Source organism: Streptomyces oryzae (assembly GCF_017676365.1).
GTDB classification, from domain to species: Bacteria; Actinomycetota; Actinomycetes; order Streptomycetales; family Streptomycetaceae; genus Streptomyces; species Streptomyces oryzae.
This window is the reverse complement of sequence record NZ_JADKMA010000032.1, coordinates 14,588-39,419: the sequence shown is the minus strand read 5'-3', so window position 1 is coordinate 39,419 and position 24,832 is coordinate 14,588. Positions and strand designations below refer to the sequence as shown.

The window sequence follows — 24,832 nt, the reverse complement described above, 5'->3', positions numbered from 1 at the left end:
GCTCGCCTCGCTCACTTCGGTCACCTCGCCTTCGCCGTACGGGCCTCCAGGCGGCGCACCAGGTGGCCCAGTGGCAGCGTGATGGCCAGATAGAACAGCCCCGCGATAAGGATCGGAGTGAGACTGCGGTGCTGGTTGAGAGCGTCCCTGCCGAACTTGGCCAGCTCGTACTGGTCCATCGACAGGCCGAGCAGATAGACGAGCGAGGAGTCCTTGGTGAGCAGGATGAGCTCGTTGGCCAGCGGCGGCAGCACGATGCGGAACGCCTGCGGGATGACGATGGAGGCCATCGCCCTGGCCGGTGACATGCCCAGGGAGCGTGCCGCCTCCGTCTGTCCTCTGGGGACCGCCTGGATGCCCGCGCGGATCGTTTCCGCCATATAGGCCGCGCCCACCAGACCCAGCGCCAGCATCACCGTCACGTACTGGTTGATGGACACCTGGAAGGCCAGCGGTACGCCGAAACCGAGCGAGATGAACACCAGCAGTGCCGGTACGCCTCGGAAGAACTCGATGTAGGCGACGGCCAGCCAGCGGTACGCCAGCACCTGCGACAGCCGCATCAGCGCCAGCAGCAGGCCCAGCGCCAGTCCGAAAGTGAAGCCGAGCACCGTGTAGACAACCGTGTTGACCAGCGCGGTCGTCACGACGTCCGGGAACTGCTCTTTGGCCACCTCGATGTCGAAGAACGCGCGCCGCAACTCGCCCCAGTCGGCGGCGAGAGCGAAGACCAGGACGACGATCAGGAGGACGGCGTACTGGGCGGTGCGGACGGCCAGGGTGCGGTTGCGGCGGGTCACTTCTTGGGCTCCGTGCCGAACCACTTCTTGTAGATCTTGTCGTAACGCTTGTCGGCCTTGGCCTTCTTGAGTGTCTTGTTGATCTGCTTGCGCAGAGCGTCGTTCCCGGTGCGCACACCTATTCCGTACTGCTCGCCGGTGTCGAACTCCGTGGTGACCTCGGTGTCCGGGTTCTTCTTGGCGTAGTCGTAGAGCACACCGTTGTCATTGATGCCCGCGTCGACCTGGCCGGTCTTGACGGCGGTCAGCAGCAGGCCCACGTCCTCGTACTGGCGGGTGGTGACACCCTTGGCGTGCTTCTTGGCGTACTCCTCGCCCGTGGTGGACTGCTGGACACCCAGCTTCTTGCCCTTGAGGTCCTTGAGGGAGTTGTACTTCTTGCCCTTTTTGGTGAGCAGGGCCTGAGTGGCATCGAAGTAGGGGGCGGAGAAATCGAGGTTCTTCTCGCGGACGGGCGTGATGGTCATGCCCGCTGCGGCGAGGTCGCACTTGCCGGCGTTCAGGTCCTCGCCGGACTGGATGCCCTCGAAGGGGGTGTCCACGATCTTCTGCTCGACCTTGAGGTCCTTGGCGACTAGATCGACCAAGTCGACGTCGAACCCGACGATCTTCTTGCCCTTTTTGAACTGGAAGGGCTCGTACGGAAGGTGGGTGCAAGTGGTGAGCTTGCCCGCGGTCACCAGCTGTACCTCGTCACCTCCCGTGCCGGAGGTCTTGGTGCTGGAGCAGGCGGTGACGGCCGTCAGCAGTGCGGCCGTCACCGCCGCCGTGAGGGATATCCGGTGCTGTCGCTTGCGCGCGGATCGTGCGGACACAGCGCCTCCACGAGGGGGACAGGTCGGCAAAGGAGCCCGATCATGGTCGGTAAATGCCGTGCATCCTGCCATCGGTGCGAAGCGATGTCAGCCGTGCGTTTGGTGTCAGTTGTGTGTCCGCTGCCGACGGCCTGTCCGAGCCGCCCGGGCGTCCGGTGCCAGGGGCAGCCCGCGCGTCCGGTGTCAGCCGTGCGTTCGGTGGCATTCCAGCTCGGCCCACACGGCGTGCCCCGTCACTCCCTCGGGGCCACCCGTGCGGGCCTTGCGTATGCCCCAGTCGTCGGCGAGGACGCTCACCAGCAGCAGGCCCCTCCCGTTCTCGCGTTCTGCGTCACCGGAGCGGCCGCGGTCCGCGTCCTCCACGCGCATGACCGAGTTGCCGCCGCCTTCGTCCGCCACTTCGAGCCGCAGCCGCACACCGATCACCCATAGCTCGCAGCTGACCTTCTCGCTGTCCGTGTGGCGCACAGCGTTGGTGAACAGCTCGGACATCAGGAGCTGGGCGTCGGCGTTGGACTCGTCGTCGACGTACCACTCGCGCAGTCTCTCCAGCACACGCGCGCGTGCGAGGGCCACAGAGGTGTCGCGGGCCGGCAGATGGAAGGCGTCGCGCAGCGGACGGGTCGTCGGCGCGCCATCAAGCCGGTGTTCTAAAGGCAGGGCGTCATGGGGGGCAGCCACGGCTCCACTATGCGGTTCGTCACTCGCGTATGGCAAGGATCAATCTGTAAATTGCAGAATTGTGTTTGACAGGGTGTGCTTGAGCCCTGGCACATGCCAAACTTCCTCGTACCGAAGTCAGTTGGAGGGGAGCGGCTGTGGCGGACTCACGGACGGGCGGTGCGGCGCCGACCGTGCTGCGTGTGGTGCTGGGCAAGCGACTCCAGCACCTGCGTGAGAGCGCGGGAGTGACCTTCGAGCAGGCGGCCAGAGCCCTCGACGTCACTCACGCCACCATCCGCCGGATGGAGAAGGCTGAGGTCGGTCTCAAGGTCCCCTATGTGGAGAAACTGCTGCGCACCTACGGGGTGACCGAGCCGGACGAAATCGACGGTTTTGTCTCGCTCGCCCGGGAGGCGAACCAGCCCGGCTGGTGGCACCGGTACCGCGATGTGCTGCCCGAGTGGTTCAGCGTTTTCGTGAGCCTGGAGAGCGAGTCCGAGGTCATCCGCGCCTACGAGCCGCACTACGTGCCCGGCTTGCTGCAGACGGAGAGCTACGCGAGGGCGGTGCTGCGCGCCGGCATGCCGCATGCGCCCGAGGCCGAGATCAAACGAGGCGTGGCGCTGCGTATGGAGCGTCAGACGGTGCTCACCAGGGAGACCAACCCTCCGCTGTTGTGGGCCGTCATCGACGAGACGGTCCTGCGGCGCCCGCTCGGCTCTCCCGAGGTGATGCGTGAGCAGATCGACCACCTCATACAGGTCACCGAGCGGCCGAACGTGGCGTTGCAGATCATGCCCTTCAGTGCGGGTCCGCATCCGGCCATGTACGGCCCCTTCCACCTTTTCCGGTTCCCTCTCGACGAACTGCCCGACATGGTGTGCGCCGAGAGCCTTGTAGGTGCGGTCTACTTCGACCAGCGCGACGACGTCAGCGTGTTCCTCGAGGCACTGGACCGGATGAGCGCCCAGGCCGTGCCGCTGGTGCGGACCCGGGCGGTCCTGAGTGCACTGCGCAAGGAGATCTGAACCATGGGTCGTATCTACAACGGGATGCCCGCCGCACACTTGGGCAGCGAGGGCTGGCGCAAGCCCTGGAGCGGAGGCAACGGCGGCAGCTGCGTGGAGGCGCTCAAGCTCGCAGACGGCCGGGTCGCACTGCGCCAGTCCACCGATCCCGACGGCCCGGCGCTCATCTGCAGCCGGAGTGACATCTCGGGTTTCATCCAGGCGGCCAAGGCGGGGGAAGCCGACTTCCTGGTCGCCTGAGACAGCACCGGACGGCGCAGGCCCGTCCGGACCGACCGACGAGATGGAGAAAGCACGTGTCGGAGGCTGGTTTCAGCCCGGAACAGATAGACACCACCAGGCCGCACCCGGCCCGGATGTACGACTACTACCTCGGGGGAAAGGACAACTACGAGGCCGACAGGGACGCGGCGGACAGAGTCCTCGCTGCCCTGCCGGACGTGGGTATCACGGCCCGCAGCAACCGTGACTTCATGCACCGCGCCGTGCGAACGGTCGTCGACAGCGGTATCCGTCAGATCATCGACATCGGCACCGGGATCCCCACCTCGCCGAACACCCACGAGGTGGCCCGGCAGGTGGATCCGGAGGTGCGGGTGGCCTATGTGGACAACGATCCGATCGTGGCGGCATACGCGGGAGCGAAGCTGACCAACTCCGGCAACGCCGGTTTCGTGCTCGCCGACATCCGCGATCCTGCGGGAATCCTCGATCATCCGGTCACCAAGGAGCTCATCGACTTCGACGAGCCCGTCGCGCTGATGCTGCTCGCGGTGCTCCACTTCATCACCGACGCCGAGGACGCGCGGGGCATCGTGCACACGCTGACCGAACGGTCGCCCGCCGGAAGTCATCTGATCCTCAGTCACGCGACTCCGGACTTCAACGACAGCGAGGGCTTCGGCAAGGTCGAGAAGGTCTACAACGAGGAGTCCACCTCCAGCGCGCAGTGGCGCACAGGGGGCGAGATCTCCGTCTTCTTCGACGGCTTCGAACTGCTGGATCCCGGTCTGGTCCAGCTGCCGCTGTGGCGGCCGGACGGGCCGGTGCCCGAAGGCGACAGCCTCAAGAAGCACATGGGCTACGGCGGCGTTGGCGTCAAGCGCGCATCCGCGTGAAGCGGAAGCCGGCGTGAGGCGGAAGCCAGCGTGAGGCGAGCCTTGGCGCGATGCACGAACCAGGCGGGCCGGTGACAGTCACCGGCCCGCCTGCTGCGCTCCGCGCCCTGTGCTCACTTTGAGGAGGCGGCCTCCAGGAAGGTGAACCTGAACTCCGCCGGCTCAGCGGTGAGCTGGTGCTGCGGCAGAACCCCTGGCCCGCACGACTGGGAGCCGATGCCGTGCATCCCATGGTCGAGGTTGACCCACACCGTCTCCCCTGCGACCAGGTCGGTGGTGTGCCGGGCGGCATCCAGCTGCTCGGTCGTCCAGCGGCGCGCTGTGAACCAGCAAGTGGCTCCGTCGGACTCGATCCGCAATCCCGGCCCCTCAGGGCTCTGGGTCAGCTCGGCCCAGCGGACATCCGGCCGTGCGCCGTTCTCCTGGGGGCGTACGTACGGCGTCTGGAGCGCTTCCACGCTGCTGCGCCACAACCCGGCGCGCGCTGCTGCCTTGGTGTCCGGGTAGCCCTCGCCAGGTCCTCCGCCGAACCACCTCACATGGCCGTAGCTTTGCGGCAGTCCCAGTCGCACCCCCAGCCTGGGCAGGGGGAAGTTCCAGTCGCCCTCCGGTTCGACTGTCACGGTGAGCCGCAGCCGCTCGGCGGTCCCTGTCCACCGGTAGACGGTGCGCAGGCCCAGCGAGGAGGCGGCAGGAGCCACCCGGGCGTGTACGACGAGCGCGTCGGGGGTCACCTGCACGCTGTCCGTCCTATGGCGCAACCGGTGCAGACCATGACGGCGCCACAGCGGACCGTGACGCACGTCCGGCTGGAAGGGCGCGCCGTCGTCGTTGTCCGTGGTCGCCCGCCACACGTCCAGCCTCGGCCCCTGGAGAGGAATGCTGCCGAGTTGCAGCAGGGCACCGCTGTCGGCCGCGAAGACCGCCGGCCCCAGGTGGACCCGTCCACTGCCGCTCCCGCCGTTCTCCGGGCTGCTTGGAGCTTCATGGCGGCGTGGCGACGCGGGGGCCGAGGGGAGCGTGGCAGCCGGCGGGTACTCCGGCTCGGCAGCGCGGAGCTGTCCCCAGGCGACCGGGTGCCCGCGGTCGGCCCAGGCGGTCCGGTGGGCGAGGACCGCGCGCACGGTCCACCAGCCCTCGCCGGCCCGCACCGTCTCCGGCGGGGAGGGCAGCGGCAGTTCCACGGAGCTTCCTGGTGGCACGGGCCCCTCGGGCAGTGGCAGCATGCCGCCGCTCACCTGCTCGCCCTCGATCTCGTACGACCACTCGAGAGCGAGGTGGGATAGATCGGCGAAATCGTGCTCATTGGTGACCAGGACGCTGCCCGGCGCCGCGCCAGGACCGATCCTGACGGGCTCGATCACTTTCTTGTACTCGACTAGGCCGGGCGATGGTGTTCGGTCGGGGAAGACGAGCCCGTCGCACACGAAGTTCCCGTCGTGCACCTCCTCGCCGAAGTCGCCCCCGTAGGCGAACCAGGTCCGGCCGTCCTCGGTGCGCTGCGCCAGGCCGTGATCGATCCATTCCCATACGAAGCCGCCCTGGCAGCGCTCATACGTCTCGAAGAGCCGCTGGTACTCGCTCAGTCCGCCTGGTCCGTTACCCATGGCGTGTGCGTACTCGCACAGAATGAACGGCAGCGATCGACGGCTGGTGTCCTGTTCGGGATCGTCCAGTGCGGGTTCCTTGTGCTGCCCCACCAGTTCGACCCCCGCGTGCGGCAGATACATCCGTGAGTAGAAGTCGCTGTCCGGGCAGTTGTGGTCGCCCTCGTAGTGGAGGGGCCGGGAGGGGTCGCGCTGCCGGATCCAGCGGGCCATCGCGGTGAGCCCCGCACCGGCTCCGCACTCGTTGCCCAGCGACCAGATGACGACGGAGGGGTGGTTCTTGTCCCGTTCCACCATGCGGGCCGCGCGATCGAGCAGGGCGGGGGTCCAGCGTTCATCGTTCACCGGATTACGTGCGTCGCCGAGTTCCACGAAACCGTGTGTCTCCAGGTCGCATTCGTCCACCACCCACAGCCCCAGTTCGTCGCACAGGTCGAGGAATGCGGGATGCGGCGGGTAATGGCTGGTGCGTACGGCGTTGATGTTGTGCTGCTTCATCATCACCAGGTCGCGGCGCATGGTTTCGTGGTCCACCACGCGTCCGCTCTCGGGGTGGAATTCGTGCCGGTTGACACCGCGCAGCAGCACCCTGCGGCCGTTGACCTTGAAGAGCCCGTTCTCGATCATCACGGTGCGGAACCCGATTCGCAGGGCGATCCGCTCGTCGCCGACCGTCAGCTCGGCGTCGTAGAGCCGAGGAGACTCCGCGGTCCATGGTTCGACCTGACCGGTTGCCGTCTCGCCGGTGCGCAGTTCCCAGCCCAGCTCCGGAACGGTGACCACCCCGGGCGGGTCGCTTTCGACGCGCAGTGTGCCGCGGCCCGTGGTGTGGTCGTATCCGGCGTGCACAGTATGGTCTCGCGCTGCCCCGGCCGGACGGTGCAACAGGGTGACGTCCCGGAAGATGCCCGGCAGCCACCACATGTCCTGGTCCTCCAGATAGCTTCCGGCGGACCACTGGTGCACACGAATGGCCAGCACGTTACCGCGGGGCCGCAGCAGTGCCCCGACGGCGAACTCGTGCGGCAGCCGGGAGCCCTGGAACATTCCCAGTTCGTGTCCGTTCAGCCAGACCCGTGCGCACGACTCCACTCCCTCGAAGCGCAGCAGCGTCTCCTCGGCGTATTCGGCCGAGGAGGCGTTCGATGCGGTTTCCGTGTCACCAGGAGGCAGCGGCCAGCCGTCCGGCAGATCGAAGACGTGCCGGTGGTCGCCTGTCGGGTTCTCGTCCGGAACGCGAGGCGGGTCCACGGGGAAGGGGTAGCGGACGTTCGTGTAGGCGGGTGAGCCGTGTCCGTGCAGCACCCAGTGCGAGGGAACGGGAAGTTCGGCCCACTGGGTGTCGTCGTAGTCCGGGTCGGCGAACGCGTCGCTGTGCAGATCCGCGGCGGGGGAGAGGCGGAACTTCCACGCGCAGCCGGACAGTGTGAGGCGGCGCGCGTCCGACCCCGGTGCCCACGCGCGCGGGGGCAGACAGCCGGATCCCGGGGAGACGTTCTCGTAGTACGGCACGGGCGGCGGAGGAGCGGAGGGTCGAGGTCGGCCGGCCGACAGGGGAGTGCTCATTCATCTCCTCGGATTCTGTTGCTTCTTGTTGTTTCCTCCCACCAACCGGCGCTTGAGCATGCCTATTTGAAAACCTGAATGCTCAGGGTGAGCGCGACATGACACAGTGATGGGCATGACGATCCCACCACCGCCGAACCAGCCGCCCCCTGGCACCCCGCCGCCTCCACCGGGGCCGCCGGGTGGATTCGGGCCTCCTGGGTCCGGCGGTCTGGGCTCACCGGCGCCCGGCGGTGGCTGGCCGCCTCCGCCACCGGAGCGCAACAGGGGGAAGGCCGTGGCCGCTGTTGCCGCAGCGGCAGTGGTTGCACTCGCACTCATCACCGCATCTGTCCTCTACTTGACCCGGGGCGACTCGGACACCAGTGACTCCGCCGACAAGAAGCCCACGACGGGACAGTCGCCCTCACCCTCCGACGAGTCCGGCGAGCCGACCGGGGAGCCCTCCGAGGAGCCCTCGGAGGACGGCGGGGAGACCGACTTCCCGTCGCCGGGGGAGGACGACGATGTGCCGTCCGATGACCCCGACGAGAGTCCCAGCGATGTGCCGCTGCCCTCCTTCCTGCTGCGCAAGGGCGACTGCTACGACCGCTCCAAGGAGCGCGAGGGTGCCGTGGTGACCCGCGACTGCGACAAGTCGCACGACGCCGAGGTGGTCAGCAGGAAGAGGCTCTCAGGCAGCTATACGACCGACGATGCCGTGCGGCGCAAGGCGGACTCGATGTGCCGCACCGTGCTGCGGGACAAAGCAGCCAAGCAGCCGAGTGGCACGGTGGGCGGAACGCTCATCTCTTATCCGAAGGCGAAGAACGCCGGCACGGGGTTGAGCTATGTCATCTGCAGCCTGACGGCGGGCAAGGGAAAGAAACTGTCCAAGCCCCTGGCGTGATCAGTAGGGGAGCGCGCTCCCCTGGTGTCCCAACACGACGGTCTCCGCGCGTAGTTGGGCCTCCCGGATTGGCATGGACGCATCGGTGACGGGGTAAATCCGCCGCGATCGATGTGACAGCTGTTCCTTCCGTGCCTATCCCTGAGAGGCCCCATGAAGCAGCGCAGATGGGCGTCCACGGCCACCGCCGTCGTCGTCTTCCTCGGACTCTCCTCCCTCACCGGCGCCGCGACCGCGTCCGCCGAAGAGACCGCCGCCACCGGCTATGTCGCTCTCGGCGACTCCTACTCCTCCGGAGTGGGGGCCGACGACTACGAGGGAGGCGACTGCAAGCGGAGCGCCAACGCATACCCGAAGCTTTGGAGCGCCGCCAACTCCCCCTCGTCGTTCGACTTCACAGCCTGTTCGGGCGCCCGTACCGACGACGTGCTCGCAGGCCAGCTCGGCCCCCTCAACTCCTCCACGGGTCTGGTGAGCATCAGCGTCGGCGGGAACGACGCCGGGTTCGCCGACGCCATGACGACCTGCGTGACCCAAGGCGAGAGTGCCTGCCTGGCGCGCATACAGGAGGCCCGCGACTACATCAACAGCACGCTGCCCGGCAAGCTCGACAGCGTCTACAGCGCCATCACACAGAAGGCGCCCTCGGCAAAGGTCGTCGTGCTCGGCTACCCCCACATCTACAAGCTCGGCGGCGACTGCGTGGTGGGCATCAGCGAGAAGTCGCGCGAGGCGATCAACGCCGCCTCGGACGATCTGAACGATGTCACCGCCAAGCGCGCCGCGGACCACGGCTTCAGCTTCGGCGACGTGCGCCCCGCCTTCTCGGGACATGAGATCTGCTCGGGCGACGAGTGGCTGCACAGCGTCACCTTCCCGGTGGACGAGTCCTACCACCCCACTGCCGCTGGTCAGTCCGGCGGCTACCTCCCGGTCATGGACGGCCTCGCCTGACGGGACACAAACACGCTGTGCCGCCACCCTGCTCGCGAGGGCGGCGGCACAGGCGCGTTCAGGCCGCTCCGGCGCCCTCCGCGAGCGCGACCGCCAGCGCGGCTGCCGGATCCCGTTCCGGGCCGCCTGCAGGCCACCAGGAGCGCCGCCTCCTGCGGTAGGGCCACCACCGGCCGTCCGGACCGTAACGCAGCTGGGCATCGGTCCCCACTGCCGTCCAACGCGCACCCGAGGCCCGCAGCGTCGGACGGGTCTCCTCCTCGCCCCATGCCAGGTCGAGCAGTTCGGCTGCCTGCCGGAGCGCCTCGGGCGACGGCGACCAGCCCTCCTCCAGCACGGTGAGCGCCTCGGCACCACCGAACTCCCAGGCGCGAACGGCGACCTCCAGCTCAGTCTCCGTACGCCCGCACCCCTCCGCGAGCCGTGCGGCCACTGCAGGACTGGGACGGGCGGCCGCGAGCCGCACGGCGTCCTCCCATGCCGTCAGCGGCCCGGAGTGCGTCCTGGCGCCGTGTCCTGGGGAGACGGCCCCCGCGAGCATGCGGCGAGCCGTTGCGGCGGCGTTCGAGGCGAGGAAGGAGAGCGCGTCGACATCCAGGCCCGGTGCGTCACAAACAGCGCTCTCCATAGGGGCGATCTGTCCCGTCTCGCGCGCAGGGGAGGGTGGCTCGGGCAGCGGTGGCAGCAGCATCCCCAGAGCGAACGCCTCCGCCGCGTCCACCCCCTCCGGCTCTTCCTTCCCGTTCGCTGCAGCTGGTGCGAGGCCGGCACTCTTCGCCACAGCTCTTGCCGAACTGCGCTCCTGTAGCGCGTCCAGCAGTTCGCCTTCCCCACGGCCGCGCATCAGCAGCAGTGCGAACGGATCCTCGTCCAGCACTCGCGCCATCTGGTAGCTGAGCGCGGTGGTGTGCGGACAGTGGTCCCATGCTCCGCAGGCACACTCCGGGTCCAGATCACCGATGCCCGGCAGCAGTTCCAGACCGACGTCCGCTGCGTCCTCCACCAGCCGGGGCGGCATATCGCGGTCCAGTAGGGCGGCGATATGGCCGGACTGTTCGACGATCACTTCCAGCAACCGGTCCCACTCGTGCTCATCGAGCTCGCGCAGCAGCACATCGGCCCGGCACGGTGTCCGGTCGGATCCGAGCACCACGGCGGTGATCCGGCCAGGGCGGACGGAAACAGCGCCAACGGCTCCCTGCCGGGCGAACCGGCGGCCCATCCGGAGCTGTTTGCCGTCCAGCGCTGTCTCCTCCAGCGCCTTCAGCCATGTCTGACCCCACCAGGTGCGCGCGAAGCCGCGACCGTGGGTGGGAGGCGGCGGCGCGAACACTCGCTCGCGATCACCGGCACCGCTCCCGTCCATCCCGGCGCCCTCCTCGTACGTCCTGCCGTACTCGTTCAACGCTCCACCTTCCGCAGCTCGACGAGCTCGGCCAGCTCGGTGTCCGTGAGCTCCGTCAAGGCGGTCTCCCCCGAGCCGAGCACGGCGTCCGCGAGGGCCTGTTTGCGCTGCAGCATGTCGGCGATACGGTCCTCGATCGTGCCCTCCGTGATGAGCCGGTGGACCTGGACGGGCTGCGTCTGTCCGATGCGGTAGGCGCGGTCGGTCGCCTGGGCCTCGACCGCGGGGTTCCACCAGCGGTCGTAGTGGATGACATGGCTCGCCCGGGTGAGGTTGAGCCCTGTCCCGGCCGCTTTGAGAGAGAGCAGGAACACCGGTGCGGCGCCTTCCTGGAAGCGGCGGACCATTTCCTCGCGCTGGACGACTGGTGTACCGCCGTGCAGGCATTGGGTCCGCACTCCACGGGCAGCCAGGTGACGTTCCAGCAGATGCGCCATCTGTACGTACTGTGTGAAGACGAGCACACTCGCCTCCTCCGCGAGGAGAGTGTCGAGCAGTTCGTCGAGCAGTTCGAGCTTGCCGGAGCGTCCCGGCAGCCGTCCGTCGCTCTCCTTGAGGTACTGCGCCGGGTGGTTGCAGATCTGCTTGAGCGAAGTGAGCAGTTTGACCACCAGGCCGCGCCGTTCGAACCCGGCGGTCCCGCGCAGTGCTTCCAGGCTCTCCCGCACCACCGCCTCGTACAGCCCCGCCTGCTCGGTCGTCAGCGCGACCGCCCGGTCGGTCTCCGTCTTGGGGGGCAGCTCGGGGGCGATTCCGGGGTCCGTCTTGTGCCGCCGCAGCAGGAACGGTCGCACGAGCCGGGCCAGCCGCTCGGCAGCCACCGGATCGCCGCCTTCGGCAGCGTCGGCGTATTGCCTGCGGAACGTGCCCAGCCGGCCCAGGAGCCCCGGGGTGGTCCAGTCGAGGACTGCCCACAGTTCCGAGAGGTTGTTCTCGACCGGTGTCCCCGTCAGTGCCACCCGCGCCCGTGCCGGGAACGTGCGCAGTGCCTTGGCGGTGGCCGCGAAGGGGTTCTTGACGTGCTGGGCCTCGTCCGCGACGACCATGCCCCACGCCTCGCCGTCTCCGGGGACCAGCCGGGCGGCGTCCAGTCGCATCGTGCCGTAGGTGGTCAGTACGAACTCACCCTCGCGTAGCCCCTCCAAGGAGCGGCCCGGGCCGTGGAAGCGGCGTACGGGCGTGTCCGGGGCGAACCGTTCGATCTCCCGCTGCCAGTTGCCCAGCAAAGAGGCGGGGCACACCACAAGCGTCGGCCCCGCAGTAGCCTCCGTGTGCTGCCGGCGCAGGTGGAGCGCGATCAGGGTGATGGTCTTGCCCAGACCCATGTCGTCGGCCAGACAGCCGCCGAGACCCAGCGAGGTCATCCGGTGCAGCCAGTCCAGACCCCGCAGTTGGTAGTCCCGCAGCGTCGCCCTCAGCTCGGCGGGTGGCGGTAGCGGAGGCTCTTCGCGGCGCTCGGGATCGGACAGCCGTTCCCGGAGAGCTTCCAGCCACCCGGTGGCCTCGACCTCGACGCGCTCACCGTTCCGCTCCGCGGCTCCTGTGAGCACTGCGTTCAGCGCCTCGAGAGTGCCCACCTTGTGGTCCTCGCACTGCCGTGCAGCCCGTACCTGCTGCGGGTCGATGAGCACCCACTGGTCGCGCAGCCGTACCAGTGGCCGCCCGGCTTCAGCCAACTGGTCGAGTTCGGCACGGGTCACCTCCTGGTCGCCGACGGCGAACCGCCAGTCGAAGCGCAGCAGTGCGTCCGGGGACAGCTGGGAGGGCAGCTGCGGATTGTTCCGGCCCTGGCCGCTCCCGTCGGGCCGGTCCTCCTCGTCCCCTGGGCCGATCACGGCCCGGGAGGTGAGCGAACGAGCGAACTCGCGCGGCCAGTGCACCTGGACGCCTGCTGCCGCCAGGGCGCGCGGGACGGAGGCGCCCAGCAGCTCCGCGATTTCCTCGTCGGCGAGCTCGACCGCGTCCGGCACCGCCGCTGTGAGCAGCGGGGTGAGCGCACTCCAGGCGGCAGCAGCCCGGCGCAGTGCGAGCAGCGCGTCCGTACGCGCCCGTGACCCGAACCGCTCCGCTAGGGGTGACGTGCCTGCCCACACTTCGGCGGCATCGGCGATCAGTGAGCTGTCGTCGGGCGCGTGCAGTTGGAGCACGCCCCGGAACCTGGGCGCGTGCCCTGCGTTCCGTTCGTTCCGGCCGCGCCCACTGTCGTCATCGGACAGGGACAGACCGTCGACTTCGATCCGCAGCGACAGCCGGATTCCGGCGTCGATCCCTGCTGAGATGTCGGCGGCCCATTCCTGCAGCTCCGGCACGGAGAGCGGCTCTTCACCGGCGAAGGCCGGCGCCCCAGCTGCCAGAGGCGCGGCGGGAGTACGGGGGAGACCGTCGGCGATGGCGTCCAGAAAAGCTCGCACCAGAGGGCGCGGTTCCGGCATCCGGACCGGGTCGGTTCCGGGGAGCGGTACGGCATGGGCTTCCGGGGGCATCGCGGCGGCAAGGTCGGCCAGCGTGGTGCTGTCCTCGGCCGTGAGCGGACCCAGCCGCCAGGCGTCAAAGCCGGCGGGGCTCACCCCCGGCAGCAGCCGGCCCTCGGCGGCCAGCCGCAGGGCGAGCAGCGTGGCGGCGCCCCAGAAGGCCGCAGTCGGGTCTGTGCCGCTCTCCTCGCGTGCGGCATGGGCCCGGATGAGCAACGGGAGGGTCTCGGCTACCGGGAGCGTGACCGCGGGCACCGTGCGTGTCTCCACGCCGTCGTCAGTCGGGACGACGACGGCCAACTCGACGGCTTCCGCGCGGGGACTTTCGACGGCTCCCCCTGGATGCCGGAAGGCGATCCGGGAGCGGCGTGGTGGATCTGCGGGCAGGAAGAGGGTCACACAATTGGTGAGCTGGGACATCCGGGAAGTGCTTGCCAGGGTCTCTGCCACAGTGCTGATGCATTCCTCAAATTTGACTAGTGAGCGGGAGCGGTCGAGGGTACCTCACGTCCGGCCGGAGGTGCGACGCTCTGGCCGGGACGGGGAATCCGCCTCCCATGGCGCGGAGGGAACCTGCCGCGTCCGAATGGCGTTCAATGGAATGAGAGGCGGAGCCACCGGACTGGGCAGCAGCGGGTGAGCCGCCGGTGCGGAGGAGGTACCGAGATGACCAACCGAGCAAAGATCGCCGTCGGTGGGGTGGCGGTCGGGCTGCTCCTGTGGTGGCTGACGTCGTTCTGGATCGCGCTGCTGGTGATCGTGGGCGTGCCGACAGTCGCGTATCTGGCACTGGACCCCTCGCAGCGGCGCAGGCTGCGCAGAGTCAGGCGTAAGGAGCTCAACCGCTAGCGCCGCACCGACCCGGCCCCCGGCCCAGGTAGGCGCCTGGCACCGGGTGGCGTGGGCTTACGGAATCGTGCTGCCGCTCTGTGGGGACAGTGTGACCTTCACGCGGCGGGGCGCAGTGCGATGCCGTCGAGAGCGGTCAGCAACTGGGGCAGTTCACGGCCGCGTCCCACCGTGCGTATCTCGCCGGGAGCCTCGTCCAGCAGAACGAAAGCAATGTCGTCGGTCCGGGCGACCACACTCCAGCCGGGGCCGTCGGCCCTGAGCGTGCGGGCGTCACCCGAGGCGAACGCAGAGCGTACCCGGCCCGGTGGAGGGGGCGTTTTCAGATAGCCCCGTACTTCCTCCAGGACGCGTCGCACCTGTTCGTCCGGCTCTCCACCCGACTCCACGAACTCCACGTCGTCCTCGGCCTGCGCCCGCCACTGAGCCCACTGGAGCGCTATTTCGTCCGCGCCGAGCCGCCGCTGTGCCGGGCCCCAGTCGGAAGTGTCCGGGGGTACTAGAACCGGGCCGATCCCGCCCAGTTCGCCTTCCAGCGCAGGGTCGTGCGGCTCGGGCAGGCCCGGCGCGGAGACGGCGAGTGCCAGCGGCCAGCCCGGGAGCACTGTGACCACGTCCCGTTCGTCCGGAGACAGGTCGGACTCCACGCCGCAGTCCCAGGCGGCGATGGCGCAGGCCACCTGTGTCACGTCCTCGGTCACCACTGTCCAGCGAGCACCCGCACCGTCCTGTCCCAGCACGAGCCCGTATCCCTCCGCATAGGGCTCCAGTTCCAGTACGGCGCATGCTGCGGGGTAGTCGTCCCCCAGCACACTTGGGAACTGCGCAGGCGTCAGTAGCACCGCAGTCAGCACATAGAGCGAATCTTCCTCTTCCGCAGCCACCGGTGACCTCCCCTTCCTGGCGGATCTCGGTGACCATAGCCCCCGGAACTCGTCCGCAACAGACGGAAGGTGTCCGCGGCAGACGGCTGAGATGTCTCCGTGACAGACGCCAGGATCCGAAGAGAGGGGCACGCGTGCGGCGGTACGACCGGCTCAGGCACATTCTCCAGCTCGACCCCGAAGGGGACTCGCATGAGATCTACCGTTTGATCGCCGCCTACGAGTTTCCGTGGGACTTCACCCGCGCTCTCGAGCTCGCTCTGTACCGCACCTATGCCGTTCCCAGCATCGGCGGACTGCTGGCCCGGACCGCCGAGCTGACCAACCGCACACAGAAGCGCTACGACGACACCTCGCTCCTTCTGGACGCCGTCGTCGAGCACGGCTTCGACAGCGTGCAGGGACGCACCGCGATCCGCCGGATCAACCAGATGCACCGTGCCTATGACATCTCTAACGAGGACATGCGCTATGTCCTGTGCACCTTTGTGGTCATGCCCAAACGCTGGCTCGACGCCTTCGGCTGGCGTCGCCTCACCGGCCACGAACTGCGGGCCGTCAGCCACTACTACAGCACTCTTGGGCGCCATATGGGCATCAAGGATATTCCCGGCAGCTATGCGGAGTACGAGAGCTGCCTCGATGGCTACGAGGTGACCCACTTCGGCTGGGACGAGGGGGCGCGGAAGGTCTCCGACGCCACCCTCGACCTGATGGCCTCCTGGTATCCGCGCCCGCTCGCCCCGCTGGTGCGCGGTGCCAGCCTGGCGCTGCTGGACGACTCGCTTCTGCGGGCCTTCCAGTACGCCGAGCCCAGCCCTCTTTCCCGTCGGCTGACGCGAGGCGCGCTGCGGCTTCGGGCGCGGGGCGTTCGACTGCTGCCGCCCCGCCGCAGCCCGCACTACGCGCGGCAGAACCCGGAGATCAAGGGCTACCCCGGTTACCCGGTGGGCTACCGCATCTCCGAACTGGGCACCTTCCCTGCCGGGGGCGGCGCGGGGAGCCCGGCGTGTCCCGTGCGGCTTGCCTCCCCAGGTGAGCAGGAACAGTAGGAACTCCCCTGAGGGCCGAGGCACTGGGCCACGCCGGCGCTTGGGGTCACCCCAACGGCCTGATCACTCCGGCCTCCGCTCCGCCAGCGCCAGATACCGGTCGTCCTCGTCCACGTACGACACCAGCCGCCACCCGGTCGCGGCCAGCAGCGCGCGCAGGCGCGGCTCGGCGCGGATGTCGTCCGGGCTGGTCTGCCGCCCCTGCCGGGCTGCCAGCGCGGCGCGGCCGACCGGGTGGAAGAGCGCGAGTCGGCCCTGAGGACGCACGACTCGGGCCAGCTCACGCAGCCCGCTCTCCGGCCCGGGAAGGTGGGAGATGAGTCCGGCTCCGAAGACGGCGTCCAAACAGCTGCTCTGCAACGGCAGTTGGGAGACATCCGCGAGCAACAGCGTGGCCGCCTTGCCGCGTCCCGTACGGGCGGCCTCGTCCAGCATCTCCGGAGTGAGATCGGCGCCCAGTACCGTTCCGGCCGGGCCTACAGCGGTACGCAGCTCGGGCAGCGCCCGTCCGGTGCCGCACCCGGCGTCGAGTACCACGTCACCGGGTCGCAGGCCGATTTCGTGCACGGCCGCGGCGTAGGCGGGACCGTCATCGGGGAAGCGGGCGTCCCAGCGGGGAGCCCGCTCACCGAAGAATGCCCGGACCGCGGCCCGGTCGTCTGCCAGATCGTGTGTCATGCTCCCCATGGTCGCGCCTGGGCCCTCGCCGCGGAGGAGCCCGCTATCGCTCCGCGATGCGGCTGTTACAGACGCGACAGAGGAGTAACTGTGCGCAACAGAACTGGACCTCATGGTTGCTGACCGTGCTCTCGTGGGTAAGGGTGGCACGGCAGAGGCCGAGGAAAAGGGGGCGCGTGGTGGCACTGAACACGGGACTCGACTGGTTGCTGGACGACCTCACGAAACGGATCTCGTCTGTCCGGCACGCGCTGGTCCTTTCGAACGACGGGCTGGTGACGGGGAGCAGCCACGATCTCGAGCGGGAGGACGCGGAACATCTGGCCGCGGTCTCCTCCGGGCTGCACAGCCTGGCCAAGGGATCAGGTCAGCACTTCAAGGTCGGGCGGGTGCGCCAGACCATGATCGAGTTCGATGAGGGAGTTCTCTTCGTGATGTCAGCGGGGGATGGCAGTTGCCTGTGCGTCCTCGCGGATGCGGAAGCGGACATTGGCCAAGTCGCCTACGAGATGACGCTGTTGGTCAACCGCGTCGGTGAGCACCTCGGGCTCGCCGCTCGGAACAGCAACTGACCTGCGGTTTCACGGAGTTATCCACAGGCTCGGCGGGAATCGCGCCAGCGGGCTATCGTCGTTCTCACGCAAGGTAATCGAATGCCGACGGGGGATGACGACATGCAAAAGCCCATGGACCGCCGCGCGCCGGCGCTGAGTCGTAGTGGGGCCGACGTGGCCCTGCGCACGGCCGCGAAGGAGCTGGGGCTCAAGGCCAGGGAGTTCGAGCTGGCAGTGCAGACCGAAGAGGTGCGCACCGTGCCGGGGGTGCGGGGAGGATCCCGCAGGGTGCCACGTGAGGAACTGGAGCGGGTCAAGGCGGCGCCGGACTTCCCGGGCGGGCTGCGGGAGCGGCTGCGTGTCATGGGAGCCGGTGAGGCATCCGAGCTCCTGGACATCAGTCCGTCCCGTTTTGCGCGCCTGGCCAGGGCGGGCTGCTTTGGTCCGGTCAGCTTCTATGTGAACCGTTATCGCACGGTGGTCTGGCTCTATCTGGCCGAAGAACTCCGGAATTTCGCGGAGAACAACCGGACGCTGCTCACCGGGCGCCTGCCTGCGGGGATGCGGGCCTGCCTGACAGCCGGCACCGACCACCGGGCCCGTCGCTGGCGGGAGAAGCGCGTGGGGCAGCTGGCGCGGGAGGCCGCCGGATTCTGGGAGCGCGCCGCGGTACGAGCGAGCGTGCTGGCCGACTCCACCCTCGCCGAAGCCGTGCCCGACCCAGGAGAACGGGCCCGACTGAGGGAGCTGCGGCCGTGCTTTCTCGAGGTGCGTCCCGTCTCCGGGGCCACCCGGGACATTCTGGAGGAACTGTGCCTGGCCGAAGGGGAGGAGGAGACCCGCTGGTACCGGTGCCTGCTGGCCGCCGACCTGGAGGCCGCCAGGGCCGCGGACGCGGTCGCTGCCACAGCTGCCCGCGGCACCCCTGCCACGTTCTGGACGGCGCCCTCCCCGGAGGAGAAGCCCGCGGCCCAGCCGGTTCCTGACGCCAGTGGGCGGCCTGGCCCGGACACCGCCCGGCCGGTCGCGGGGCCGCCCGCGGCGCCGGTGTCCCGCAGGCGCTGGTCCCTTCTGCGGCGCCGCAGGCCGAAGCCCGCAGCCCGTCCCGCCCAGTGAACGGGCTCGCCCTCAAGGCCGGCGGCTGGTACCGGATCCGGCGGACCGCCCCGAGCGGACTAGTGAGGGGGCCGAGCCGCCTGGAACGGTGGTCACTGCGTAGCAGCCTGTCCCTGGGGCTGCTGAGCCGGAGACGCCTGCCGCTCGGGACTGTGCGGCCGGAACAGCCCCTCCTGCATCACCGAGACGATCAGTCTGCCTTCGCGGTCGAAGATCTGGCCCCGGGCGAGACCGCGCGCGCCTGTGGCGATGGGTGACTCCTGCTGGTAGAGGAACCACTCGTCGGCGCGGAACGGCCGGTGGAACCACATCGCGTGGTCCAGCGAGGCGGTATCGAAGTTCCGCGGCCCCCACAGCGGCTCGACGGGGAGGCGCACCGCGTCCAGCAGCGTCATATCGCTGGCATACGTAAGAGCGCAGGTGTGTACGAGTGGGTCGTCGCCGAGCGATCCGATCGCACGCATCCACACCGCACTGCGCGGTTCAACCCCCTCCAGCTCGGAGGGGCTCCACCGCAGTCGGTCCACGTAGCGCAGGTCGAACGCCTGACGGCGGGCCATGCGCTCCAGTGGCACCGGCAGCGAGCCCAGGCGCTCGCGGATCTCGTCCGCGAGCTGCGGCAGGCTCTCCGGCTCCGGTACCCGGGGCATCGGCATCTGGTGCTCGAAACCGGGCTCCCGTACATGAAAGGAGGCGGTCAGATTGAAAATCGTGCGGCCCTGCTGGACGGCAACCACGCGGCGCGTGGTGAAGGACCGCCCGTCCCGGACCCGCTCCACCTGGTACACGATCGGCACCCCCGGGATGCCGGGACGCAGGAAGTACGCGTGCAGTGAGTGCACGGGGCGCTCCTCGTCCACGGTCCGCCCGGCCGCCACCAGCGCCTGCCCGGCAACCTGCCCGCCGAAGACCCGCTGGAGCGACTCGTGGGGGCTCCGGCCCCGGAAGATGTTGAGGTCGATCTCTTCGAGGTTCAGCAGGTCGACAAGGCGTTCGGCAGGGCTGGGCCCGGTCATCTCGTGCGTTCCTCTCTCGCGTCCAGGGTGGCCGTCAGGCTCGGTGCCACGCTCACATCGGGCCGACGCCGGTTACCTTGACGACCGCGCGGCCCTCCTCGTCCGAGGCGACGAGGTCGACCTCGGCGGAGATTCCCCAGTCATGATCGCCACGCGGGTCGGCGAATGTCTGCCGGACGCGCCACAGCCGGTCTTCCGGGACTTCTTCGATGCGCAGCAGCCGGGGGCCGCGCGCGTCCGGCCCCGTTCCCAGTTCGTCGTACTCGTCCCAGTAGGCGTCCATGGCCTCCGCCCACGCGTCCTCGTCCCAGCCGGCTTCCCCGTCCAGCTCGCCCAGCTCGGCGAACTTGTCCCAGGCGGCCAGCTCCACCCTGCGGAACATCGCGTTCCGCACCAGCACGCGGAAGGCCCGTGGGCTGGCTGTGACCGGCTTGACCTGGTCGGCGCGCTCCTGGGCCTCCTCCGCGGTCTCGTCCTCCGGGTTGGCAAGCTGCTCCCACTCGTCCAGCAGACTGCTGTCGACCTGCCGGACCATCTCACCGAGCCATTCGACGATGTCCTGGAAGTCCTCCGATTTGATGTCGTCGGGGACGGTGTGCTCCAGCGCCTTGTAGGCGCTCGCCAGGTAGCGCAGCACGATGCCTTCCGTGCGGGCCAGCTCGTAGAAGGAGACGAACTCGCTGAAGGTCATCGCCCGTTCGTACATGTCGCGGATGACCGACTTGGGGGAGAGCGGGTGATCGCCGACCCAGGGGTGGGACTTGCGGTAGAGGCCGTAGGCGTGGAAGAGCAGCTCCTCAAGAGGCTGGGGGTAGCTGATGTCCATCAGCCGCTCCATCCGCTCCTCGTACTCGATGCCGTCGGCCTTCATCTGGGCGACGGCCTCGCCCTTGGCCTTGTTCGTCTGGGCTGCGAGGATCTGGCGCGGGTCGTCCAGTGTCGACTCCACCACCGACACCATGTCCAGCGCGTAGGAGGGCGACTCGGGGTCCAGCAGCTCGAATGCGGCGAGCGCGAAGGTGGAGAGCGGCTGGTTGAGGGCGAAATCCTGCTGGAGGTCGACAGTCAGCCGGATGGTGCGCCCCTCGGAGTCGGGCTGGTCCAACCGTTCGACGATGCCGCCGTCCAGCAGCGAACGGTAGATGGCAATCGCCCTCCGGATGTGCCGCAACTGGGAGCGGCGGTCCTCGTGGTTGTCCTCCAGCAGCCGCCGCATCTGCGCGAAAGCGTCTCCCGGGCGGGCGATCACGGAGAGCAGCATGGCGTGGGTCACCCGGAAGCGGGAGGTCAGTGGCTCCGGTTCCGAGGCGATCAGCTTCTCGAAGGTCTGCTGGCCCCAGCTGACGAAACCCTCCGGGGCCTTCTTGCGCACGACCTTGCGGCGCTTCTTCGGGTCGTCCCCGGCCTTCGCCAGCGCCTTCTCGTTCTCGATCACGTGCTCGGGCGCCTGCGCGACGACGAAGCCCGAGGTGTCGAAGCCGGCTCGCCCCGCGCGGCCCGCGATCTGGTGGAACTCGCGGGCCCGCAGCGTGCGGACCCGGTTGCCGTCGTACTTGGTGAGCGCGGTGAACAGGACGGTACGGATGGGCACGTTGACGCCGACGCCGAGGGTGTCCGTGCCGCAGATGACCTTCAGCAGTCCGGCCTGGGCGAGCCGCTCGACCAGGCGCCGGTACTTGGGCAGCATCCCCGCGTGATGCACCCCGATGCCGTGCCGTACGTAGCGGGAGAGGTTGCGGCCGAACTTGGTGGTGAAGCGGAAGTTACCGATGACCTTGGCAATCTCGTCCTTCTCCGCCCGAGTCGACATGTTGATACTCATCAGCGCCTGCGCCCGCTCCACGGCCTGCGCCTGAGTGAAGTGCACGATGTAGACCGGCGCCTGATGAGTCTCCAGCAACTCCGTCAGCGTCTCGGTCAGACTTGTCGTGCGGTATTCGTACGACAGCGGTACGGGGCGGGTCGCGGAGCGCACAACGGCGGTGGGGCGGCCGGTGCGGCGGGTCAAGTCCTCTTCGAAGCGCGAGACATCACCCAGCGTCGCGGACATCAGGATGAACTGCGCCTGCGGCAGCTCCAGCAACGGGATCTGCCACGCCCAGCCCCGGTCCGGCTCGGCGTAGAAGTGGAACTCGTCCATCACCACCTGGCCGATGTCGGCGTCCGCCCCGTCACGCAGCGCGATGGAGGCGAGCACCTCGGCGGTACAGCAGATGACGGGGGCGTCCGCGTTGACCGAGGCGTCGCCGGTGAGCATGCCGACGTTCTCGGTGCCGAAGAGCTTGCACAGGTCGAAGAACTTCTCCGAGACCAGCGCCTTGATCGGCGCTGTGTAGAAAGTGACCTTGTCCTGGGCGAGAGCAGTGAAATGAGCCCCTGCTGCGACCAGACTCTTGCCGGAGCCCGTCGGGGTCGACAGGATCACATTTGCCCCGGACACCACCTCGATCAGTGCCTCTTCCTGGGCGGGGTAGAGCGAGATGCCCCGCTCTTCCGCCCACCCGGAGAAGGACTCGAAGAGGGCATCGGGATCGGCATCGCTCGGCATCTGGTCGATAAGGGTGGCTGTCACGCCCCCCATACTGCCTGCTGCCCCGGCCGATCACGGAACCGGTGGCCTCCCGTTGATCACCGGGCGCTACGCTGTGTCGCCGAACGGGCGTCAGACCCGGACGGGGATAGTGCGGGGGCGCGGGGCGCGGGCCCGGCGGCGGGGCCGCGAGATGAGCGAGACGAAGGACAGGGCGGGGATAACCATGATGGGACCGGCGCACTCGCTGTCGGGGGCTGCTGCCTGGCTCGGCGTGGGAGCCGCAGCGGCTCTGCTGGACCATCCGATGCCCTGGCCGGTGGTGGTCGTCGGCGCGCTGCTGTGTGCCGGGGCTGCACTGGCGCCGGATCTCGACCAGAAGTCGGCCACCATCTCCCGGGCCTTCGGTCCCCTCTCCCACGCTCTGTGCGGAGTGGTCGACAAGCTGTCCACCGTTGTCTACAACGGCACCCGATCGCGCGGGGAGCGGCGTCGCTCCGGAGGGCACCGTACGCTCACCCACACCTGGCCCTGGGCGCTGTTCATAGGCGCGGGCTTCTCCGCAGCCGCCGCCATCTGGGGCCGCTGGGCCGTGCTGGTCATCCTCTTCATCCACGTGGTGCTGGCCGTGGAGGGCCTGCTGTGGCGGATGGCCCGGGTCTCCAGCGACGTGCTGGTGTGGCTGCTGGGAGCCGCCTGCGCCTGGATCCTGGCCGGAGTGCTGGAGGAGCCGGGCAACGGTGCCGACTGGCTGTTCACCGGGGACGGCCAGGAGTACCTCTGGATGGGGCTGCCGATCGTGCTGGGCGCGATGGTGCACAACATCGGCGACGCCCTGACCATCTCCGGCTGCCCGATCCTGTGGCCGATCCCGATAGCGGGCAAGCGGTGGTATCCGCTGGGTACCCCCCGCTTCATGCGCTTCCGCGCCGGCGCCTGGGTCGAGAACGCCATACTGATGCCTGCGTTCATGGTCCTGGGCGGGGCCGGCAGCCTGGTCGCCCTCGGGTTCGTGGGCAGCTGACACCCACGGCTCTCCTGCAAGCGACCACCCGGTGCTCGGCCCGGCTTCCCGCCCCGGCCATACCGGCTTTGCTCGGCTCAGCCGTGCCAGGAACGCCACAGCGCCGCGTACGGACCGTTGGCCGTCACCAGCGCTTCATGGCTGCCCAGTTCGGTTATACGGCCGTCCTCCACCACTGCGATGACGTCCGCGTCGTGCGCGGTGTGCAGGCGGTGCGCGATCGCGACCACCGTGCGTCCTTCCAGGACCTGTCCGAGGGAGCGTTCGAGGTCGCGGGCTGCCCGGGGGTCGAGCAGGGAGGTCGCCTCATCGAGGACGAGGGTGTGCGGGTCGGCCAGTACCAGCCGGGCCAGCGCGATCTGCTGGGCCTGCGCCGGGGTGACGGTCAGCCCGCCGGAGCCGATCTCGCTGTCCAGCCCCTCCGCCAGCGCCTTCGCCCAGCCGTCGGCGCCCACCGCGCCCAGCGCGGCCCACAGTTCGGCGTCGTCGGCATCCTGCCGGGCCAGCAGCAGGTTGTCGCGCAAGGTACCGACGAAGACGTGATGCTCCTGGTTGACCAGCGCCACATGGCGGCGCACCTCCTCGGCCGGCAGTCGGCTCAACTCGGCCCCGCCCAGGGTGACCTCGCCCCGCCGTGGTCCGTAGATCCCGGCCAGGAGCCGGCCCAGCGTCGACTTCCCCGCTCCCGAAGGTCCGACCAGCGCCACCCGGCTGCCGGGAGCGACGTCCAGAGTGACTCCGTGCAATACGTCGACATCGGCGTGGTAGCCGAAGCGCACCTCGTTCGCGCGCACGTCCTTGCCCCCGGGCGCGGTGCCAGTGCCGGCTTCCGGTTCGATCTCCCGCACCCCGACCAGCCGCGCGAGCGAGACGTGGGCGATCTGGAGCTCGTCGTACCAGCGCAGGATCAGGTTCACCGGCTCGACGAGCATCTGGGCGAGCAGCGCGCCGGTCGTCAGCTGACCGACCCCTATCCACCCTTCGAGGACGAAAACGCCGCCCAGCAGCAGTACGCCGCCCATGATCAGCATGTTGCTGAGGTTCACGGTGGGGAAGAGCACGGTGCGCAGCCAGAGCGTCCGGCGCTCCCAGGCCGTCCATTCGGCGACGCGGCGTTCGGACAGCGCCACACGGCGAGCGCCCAGACGGTGCGCTTCGACGGTCCGCCCGGCGTCCACCGTCTCGGCGAGTGCCGCGGCCACTGCGGCGTAGCCCGCGGCCTCCGCACGGTAGGCATGCGGCGCCCGGCGGAAGTACCACCGGCAGCCGGTCACCAGCACAGGCAGCGCGATCACCACGGCCAGTGCCAGTGGCGGTGCCGTGACGCACAGGGCTGCCACCAGCAGCGCAGCCCACACCAGGCCGATCGCCAACTGGGGGACCGCCTTCCGCATGGCGTCGGCCAGCCGGTCGATGTCGGTGGTGATCCGGGAGAGCAGGTCACCCGTCCCGGCTCGTTCCAGCACCCCGGGCGGCAGCCCTACGGAGCGGACGAGGAAGTCCTCGCGCAGATCGGCCAGCATCTCCTCGCCCAGCACCGCGCCACGAAGCCTCACCTGCTGGGTGAAGACCGTCTGCACCAGCAGCGCGAGCGCGAAGAGCACGGTGATGCGGGCGAGTTGGAGGTCGCGTTCCCCGGCCGCCAGATCGTCGACGAGCCCGCCAAGCAGTCGCGGCCCCACCATCGAGGCGATGACCGCGACGCTGTTCACGACCACGAGCAGCGCGAACGTACGCCTGTGACGTCGCAACAGTTCGCGTACGTAGGACCGGACGGTCGCGGGGGAGCCGACCGGGAGGATTGTCACGTCCT

The 24,832-nt window shown here is 69.0% G+C and carries 21 protein-coding genes; 10 read left to right on the top strand and 11 right to left on the bottom strand.

Annotated elements, in window-relative coordinates; all coding sequences use genetic code 11:
- Positions 1 to 20: 20 nt before the first annotated feature.
- The 3 genes from ITI46_RS09015 to ITI46_RS09005 form a co-directional block, all read right to left on the bottom strand.
- Positions 21 to 800 (bottom strand): amino acid ABC transporter permease, encoded by a 780-nt coding sequence (locus ITI46_RS09015; RefSeq protein WP_209238913.1) that lies wholly within the window; start codon positions 798 to 800, stop codon positions 21 to 23.
- A complete protein-coding gene (locus tag ITI46_RS09010) occupies positions 797 to 1,615 on the bottom strand; it encodes an ABC transporter substrate-binding protein (protein ID WP_372451878.1) in 819 nt (272 codons plus the stop codon). The genes ITI46_RS09015 and ITI46_RS09010 overlap by 4 nt, the downstream gene beginning before the upstream one ends.
- Positions 1,616 to 1,798: 183 nt before the next feature.
- Positions 1,799 to 2,296, bottom strand: coding sequence for an ATP-binding protein (locus ITI46_RS09005; RefSeq protein WP_209238911.1), 498 nt, complete (start codon positions 2,294 to 2,296; stop codon positions 1,799 to 1,801).
- A 137-nt stretch (positions 2,297 to 2,433) separates the two neighbouring features.
- Between ITI46_RS09005 and ITI46_RS09000 the strand changes: the two genes are divergently transcribed.
- Genes ITI46_RS09000 through ITI46_RS08990 form a run of 3 tightly spaced genes read left to right on the top strand, consistent with a single transcriptional unit; the run spans position 2,434 to position 4,424 of the window.
- The gene (locus tag ITI46_RS09000) at positions 2,434 to 3,306 is read left to right on the top strand and encodes a Sco1979 family transcriptional regulator (RefSeq protein ID WP_209238910.1); all 873 of its coding nucleotides are present in this window, start codon (positions 2,434 to 2,436) and stop codon (positions 3,304 to 3,306) included.
- Between the two features lie 3 nt (positions 3,307 to 3,309).
- Positions 3,310 to 3,546, top strand: coding sequence for a DUF397 domain-containing protein (locus tag ITI46_RS08995; RefSeq protein ID WP_209238909.1), 237 nt, complete (start codon positions 3,310 to 3,312; stop codon positions 3,544 to 3,546).
- A gap of 56 nt (positions 3,547 to 3,602) precedes the next feature.
- Positions 3,603 to 4,424, top strand: a complete 822-nt coding sequence (locus ITI46_RS08990) for an SAM-dependent methyltransferase (protein WP_209238908.1) — start codon at positions 3,603 to 3,605, stop codon at positions 4,422 to 4,424.
- 113 nt (positions 4,425 to 4,537) lie between these two features.
- Here the strand turns inward: ITI46_RS08990 and ITI46_RS08985 are convergent, their stop codons facing one another.
- Positions 4,538 to 7,597 carry a glycoside hydrolase family 2 TIM barrel-domain containing protein gene (locus ITI46_RS08985; protein ID WP_209238907.1) on the bottom strand — a complete coding sequence of 1,020 codons (3,060 nt, stop codon included), beginning with the start codon at positions 7,595 to 7,597 and terminating at the stop codon, positions 4,538 to 4,540.
- A gap of 277 nt (positions 7,598 to 7,874) precedes the next feature.
- Between ITI46_RS08985 and ITI46_RS08980 the strand changes: the two genes are divergently transcribed.
- Both ITI46_RS08980 and ITI46_RS08975 read left to right on the top strand, forming a co-directional pair.
- Positions 7,875 to 8,486 (top strand): hypothetical protein, encoded by a 612-nt coding sequence (locus ITI46_RS08980; RefSeq protein WP_209238906.1) that lies wholly within the window; start codon positions 7,875 to 7,877, stop codon positions 8,484 to 8,486.
- Positions 8,487 to 8,639: 153 nt separating this feature from the next.
- A complete protein-coding gene (locus tag ITI46_RS08975) occupies positions 8,640 to 9,440 on the top strand; it encodes an SGNH/GDSL hydrolase family protein (protein ID WP_209238905.1) in 801 nt (266 codons plus the stop codon).
- Between the two features lie 58 nt (positions 9,441 to 9,498).
- Here the strand turns inward: ITI46_RS08975 and ITI46_RS08970 are convergent, their stop codons facing one another.
- Both ITI46_RS08970 and ITI46_RS08965 read right to left on the bottom strand, forming a co-directional pair.
- Positions 9,499 to 10,806: an SWIM zinc finger family protein gene (locus tag ITI46_RS08970; RefSeq protein WP_209238924.1), complete on the bottom strand. Its 1,308-nt coding sequence runs from the start codon at positions 10,804 to 10,806 to the stop codon at positions 9,499 to 9,501.
- A 35-nt stretch (positions 10,807 to 10,841) separates the two neighbouring features.
- The gene (locus ITI46_RS08965) at positions 10,842 to 13,736 is read right to left on the bottom strand and encodes an SCO1167/SCO6262 family helicase (protein ID WP_209238923.1); all 2,895 of its coding nucleotides are present in this window, start codon (positions 13,734 to 13,736) and stop codon (positions 10,842 to 10,844) included.
- A 246-nt stretch (positions 13,737 to 13,982) separates the two neighbouring features.
- Here ITI46_RS08965 and ITI46_RS08960 point away from each other — a divergent pair, with 246 nt between their 5' ends.
- Positions 13,983 to 14,165: a tail-anchor membrane protein gene (locus ITI46_RS08960; protein ID WP_209238904.1), complete on the top strand. Its 183-nt coding sequence runs from the start codon at positions 13,983 to 13,985 to the stop codon at positions 14,163 to 14,165.
- A gap of 98 nt (positions 14,166 to 14,263) precedes the next feature.
- Here the strand turns inward: ITI46_RS08960 and ITI46_RS08955 are convergent, their stop codons facing one another.
- Positions 14,264 to 15,049, bottom strand: a complete 786-nt coding sequence (locus ITI46_RS08955) for a hypothetical protein (RefSeq protein WP_209238903.1) — start codon at positions 15,047 to 15,049, stop codon at positions 14,264 to 14,266.
- A gap of 134 nt (positions 15,050 to 15,183) precedes the next feature.
- On the opposite strand from ITI46_RS08955, the gene ITI46_RS08950 reads away from it, so the two are divergent.
- Positions 15,184 to 16,101, top strand: coding sequence for an oxygenase MpaB family protein (locus tag ITI46_RS08950; protein ID WP_209238902.1), 918 nt, complete (start codon positions 15,184 to 15,186; stop codon positions 16,099 to 16,101).
- Positions 16,102 to 16,164: 63 nt separating this feature from the next.
- Here ITI46_RS08950 and ITI46_RS08945 read toward each other — a convergent pair whose 3' ends face one another.
- Positions 16,165 to 16,779, bottom strand: coding sequence for a class I SAM-dependent methyltransferase (locus tag ITI46_RS08945; RefSeq protein ID WP_209238901.1), 615 nt, complete (start codon positions 16,777 to 16,779; stop codon positions 16,165 to 16,167).
- A 179-nt stretch (positions 16,780 to 16,958) separates the two neighbouring features.
- Here ITI46_RS08945 and ITI46_RS08940 point away from each other — a divergent pair, with 179 nt between their 5' ends.
- Positions 16,959 to 17,351, top strand: a complete 393-nt coding sequence (locus ITI46_RS08940) for a roadblock/LC7 domain-containing protein (RefSeq protein WP_209238900.1) — start codon at positions 16,959 to 16,961, stop codon at positions 17,349 to 17,351.
- 81 nt (positions 17,352 to 17,432) lie between these two features.
- Entirely contained in the window at positions 17,433 to 18,449 is a 1,017-nt protein-coding gene (locus tag ITI46_RS08935; RefSeq protein ID WP_247745694.1) for a DUF6397 family protein, read from the top strand.
- A gap of 92 nt (positions 18,450 to 18,541) precedes the next feature.
- On the opposite strand, the gene tesB is transcribed toward ITI46_RS08935, so the two are convergent.
- Together tesB and ITI46_RS08925 are read right to left on the bottom strand one after the other, a co-directional pair.
- A complete protein-coding gene (tesB, locus tag ITI46_RS08930) occupies positions 18,542 to 19,465 on the bottom strand; it encodes an acyl-CoA thioesterase II (protein WP_209238899.1) in 924 nt (307 codons plus the stop codon).
- Between the two features lie 52 nt (positions 19,466 to 19,517).
- The gene (locus ITI46_RS08925; protein WP_209238898.1) at positions 19,518 to 22,046 is read right to left on the bottom strand and encodes a DEAD/DEAH box helicase; all 2,529 of its coding nucleotides are present in this window, start codon (positions 22,044 to 22,046) and stop codon (positions 19,518 to 19,520) included.
- Positions 22,047 to 22,221: 175 nt separating this feature from the next.
- Here ITI46_RS08925 and ITI46_RS08920 point away from each other — a divergent pair, with 175 nt between their 5' ends.
- The gene (locus ITI46_RS08920) at positions 22,222 to 23,019 is read left to right on the top strand and encodes a metal-dependent hydrolase (protein WP_209238921.1); all 798 of its coding nucleotides are present in this window, start codon (positions 22,222 to 22,224) and stop codon (positions 23,017 to 23,019) included.
- 77 nt (positions 23,020 to 23,096) lie between these two features.
- Here ITI46_RS08920 and ITI46_RS08915 read toward each other — a convergent pair whose 3' ends face one another.
- Positions 23,097 to 24,827 (bottom strand): ABC transporter ATP-binding protein, encoded by a 1,731-nt coding sequence (locus ITI46_RS08915; protein ID WP_307808100.1) that lies wholly within the window; start codon positions 24,825 to 24,827, stop codon positions 23,097 to 23,099.
- Positions 24,828 to 24,832 lie beyond the last annotated feature (5 nt).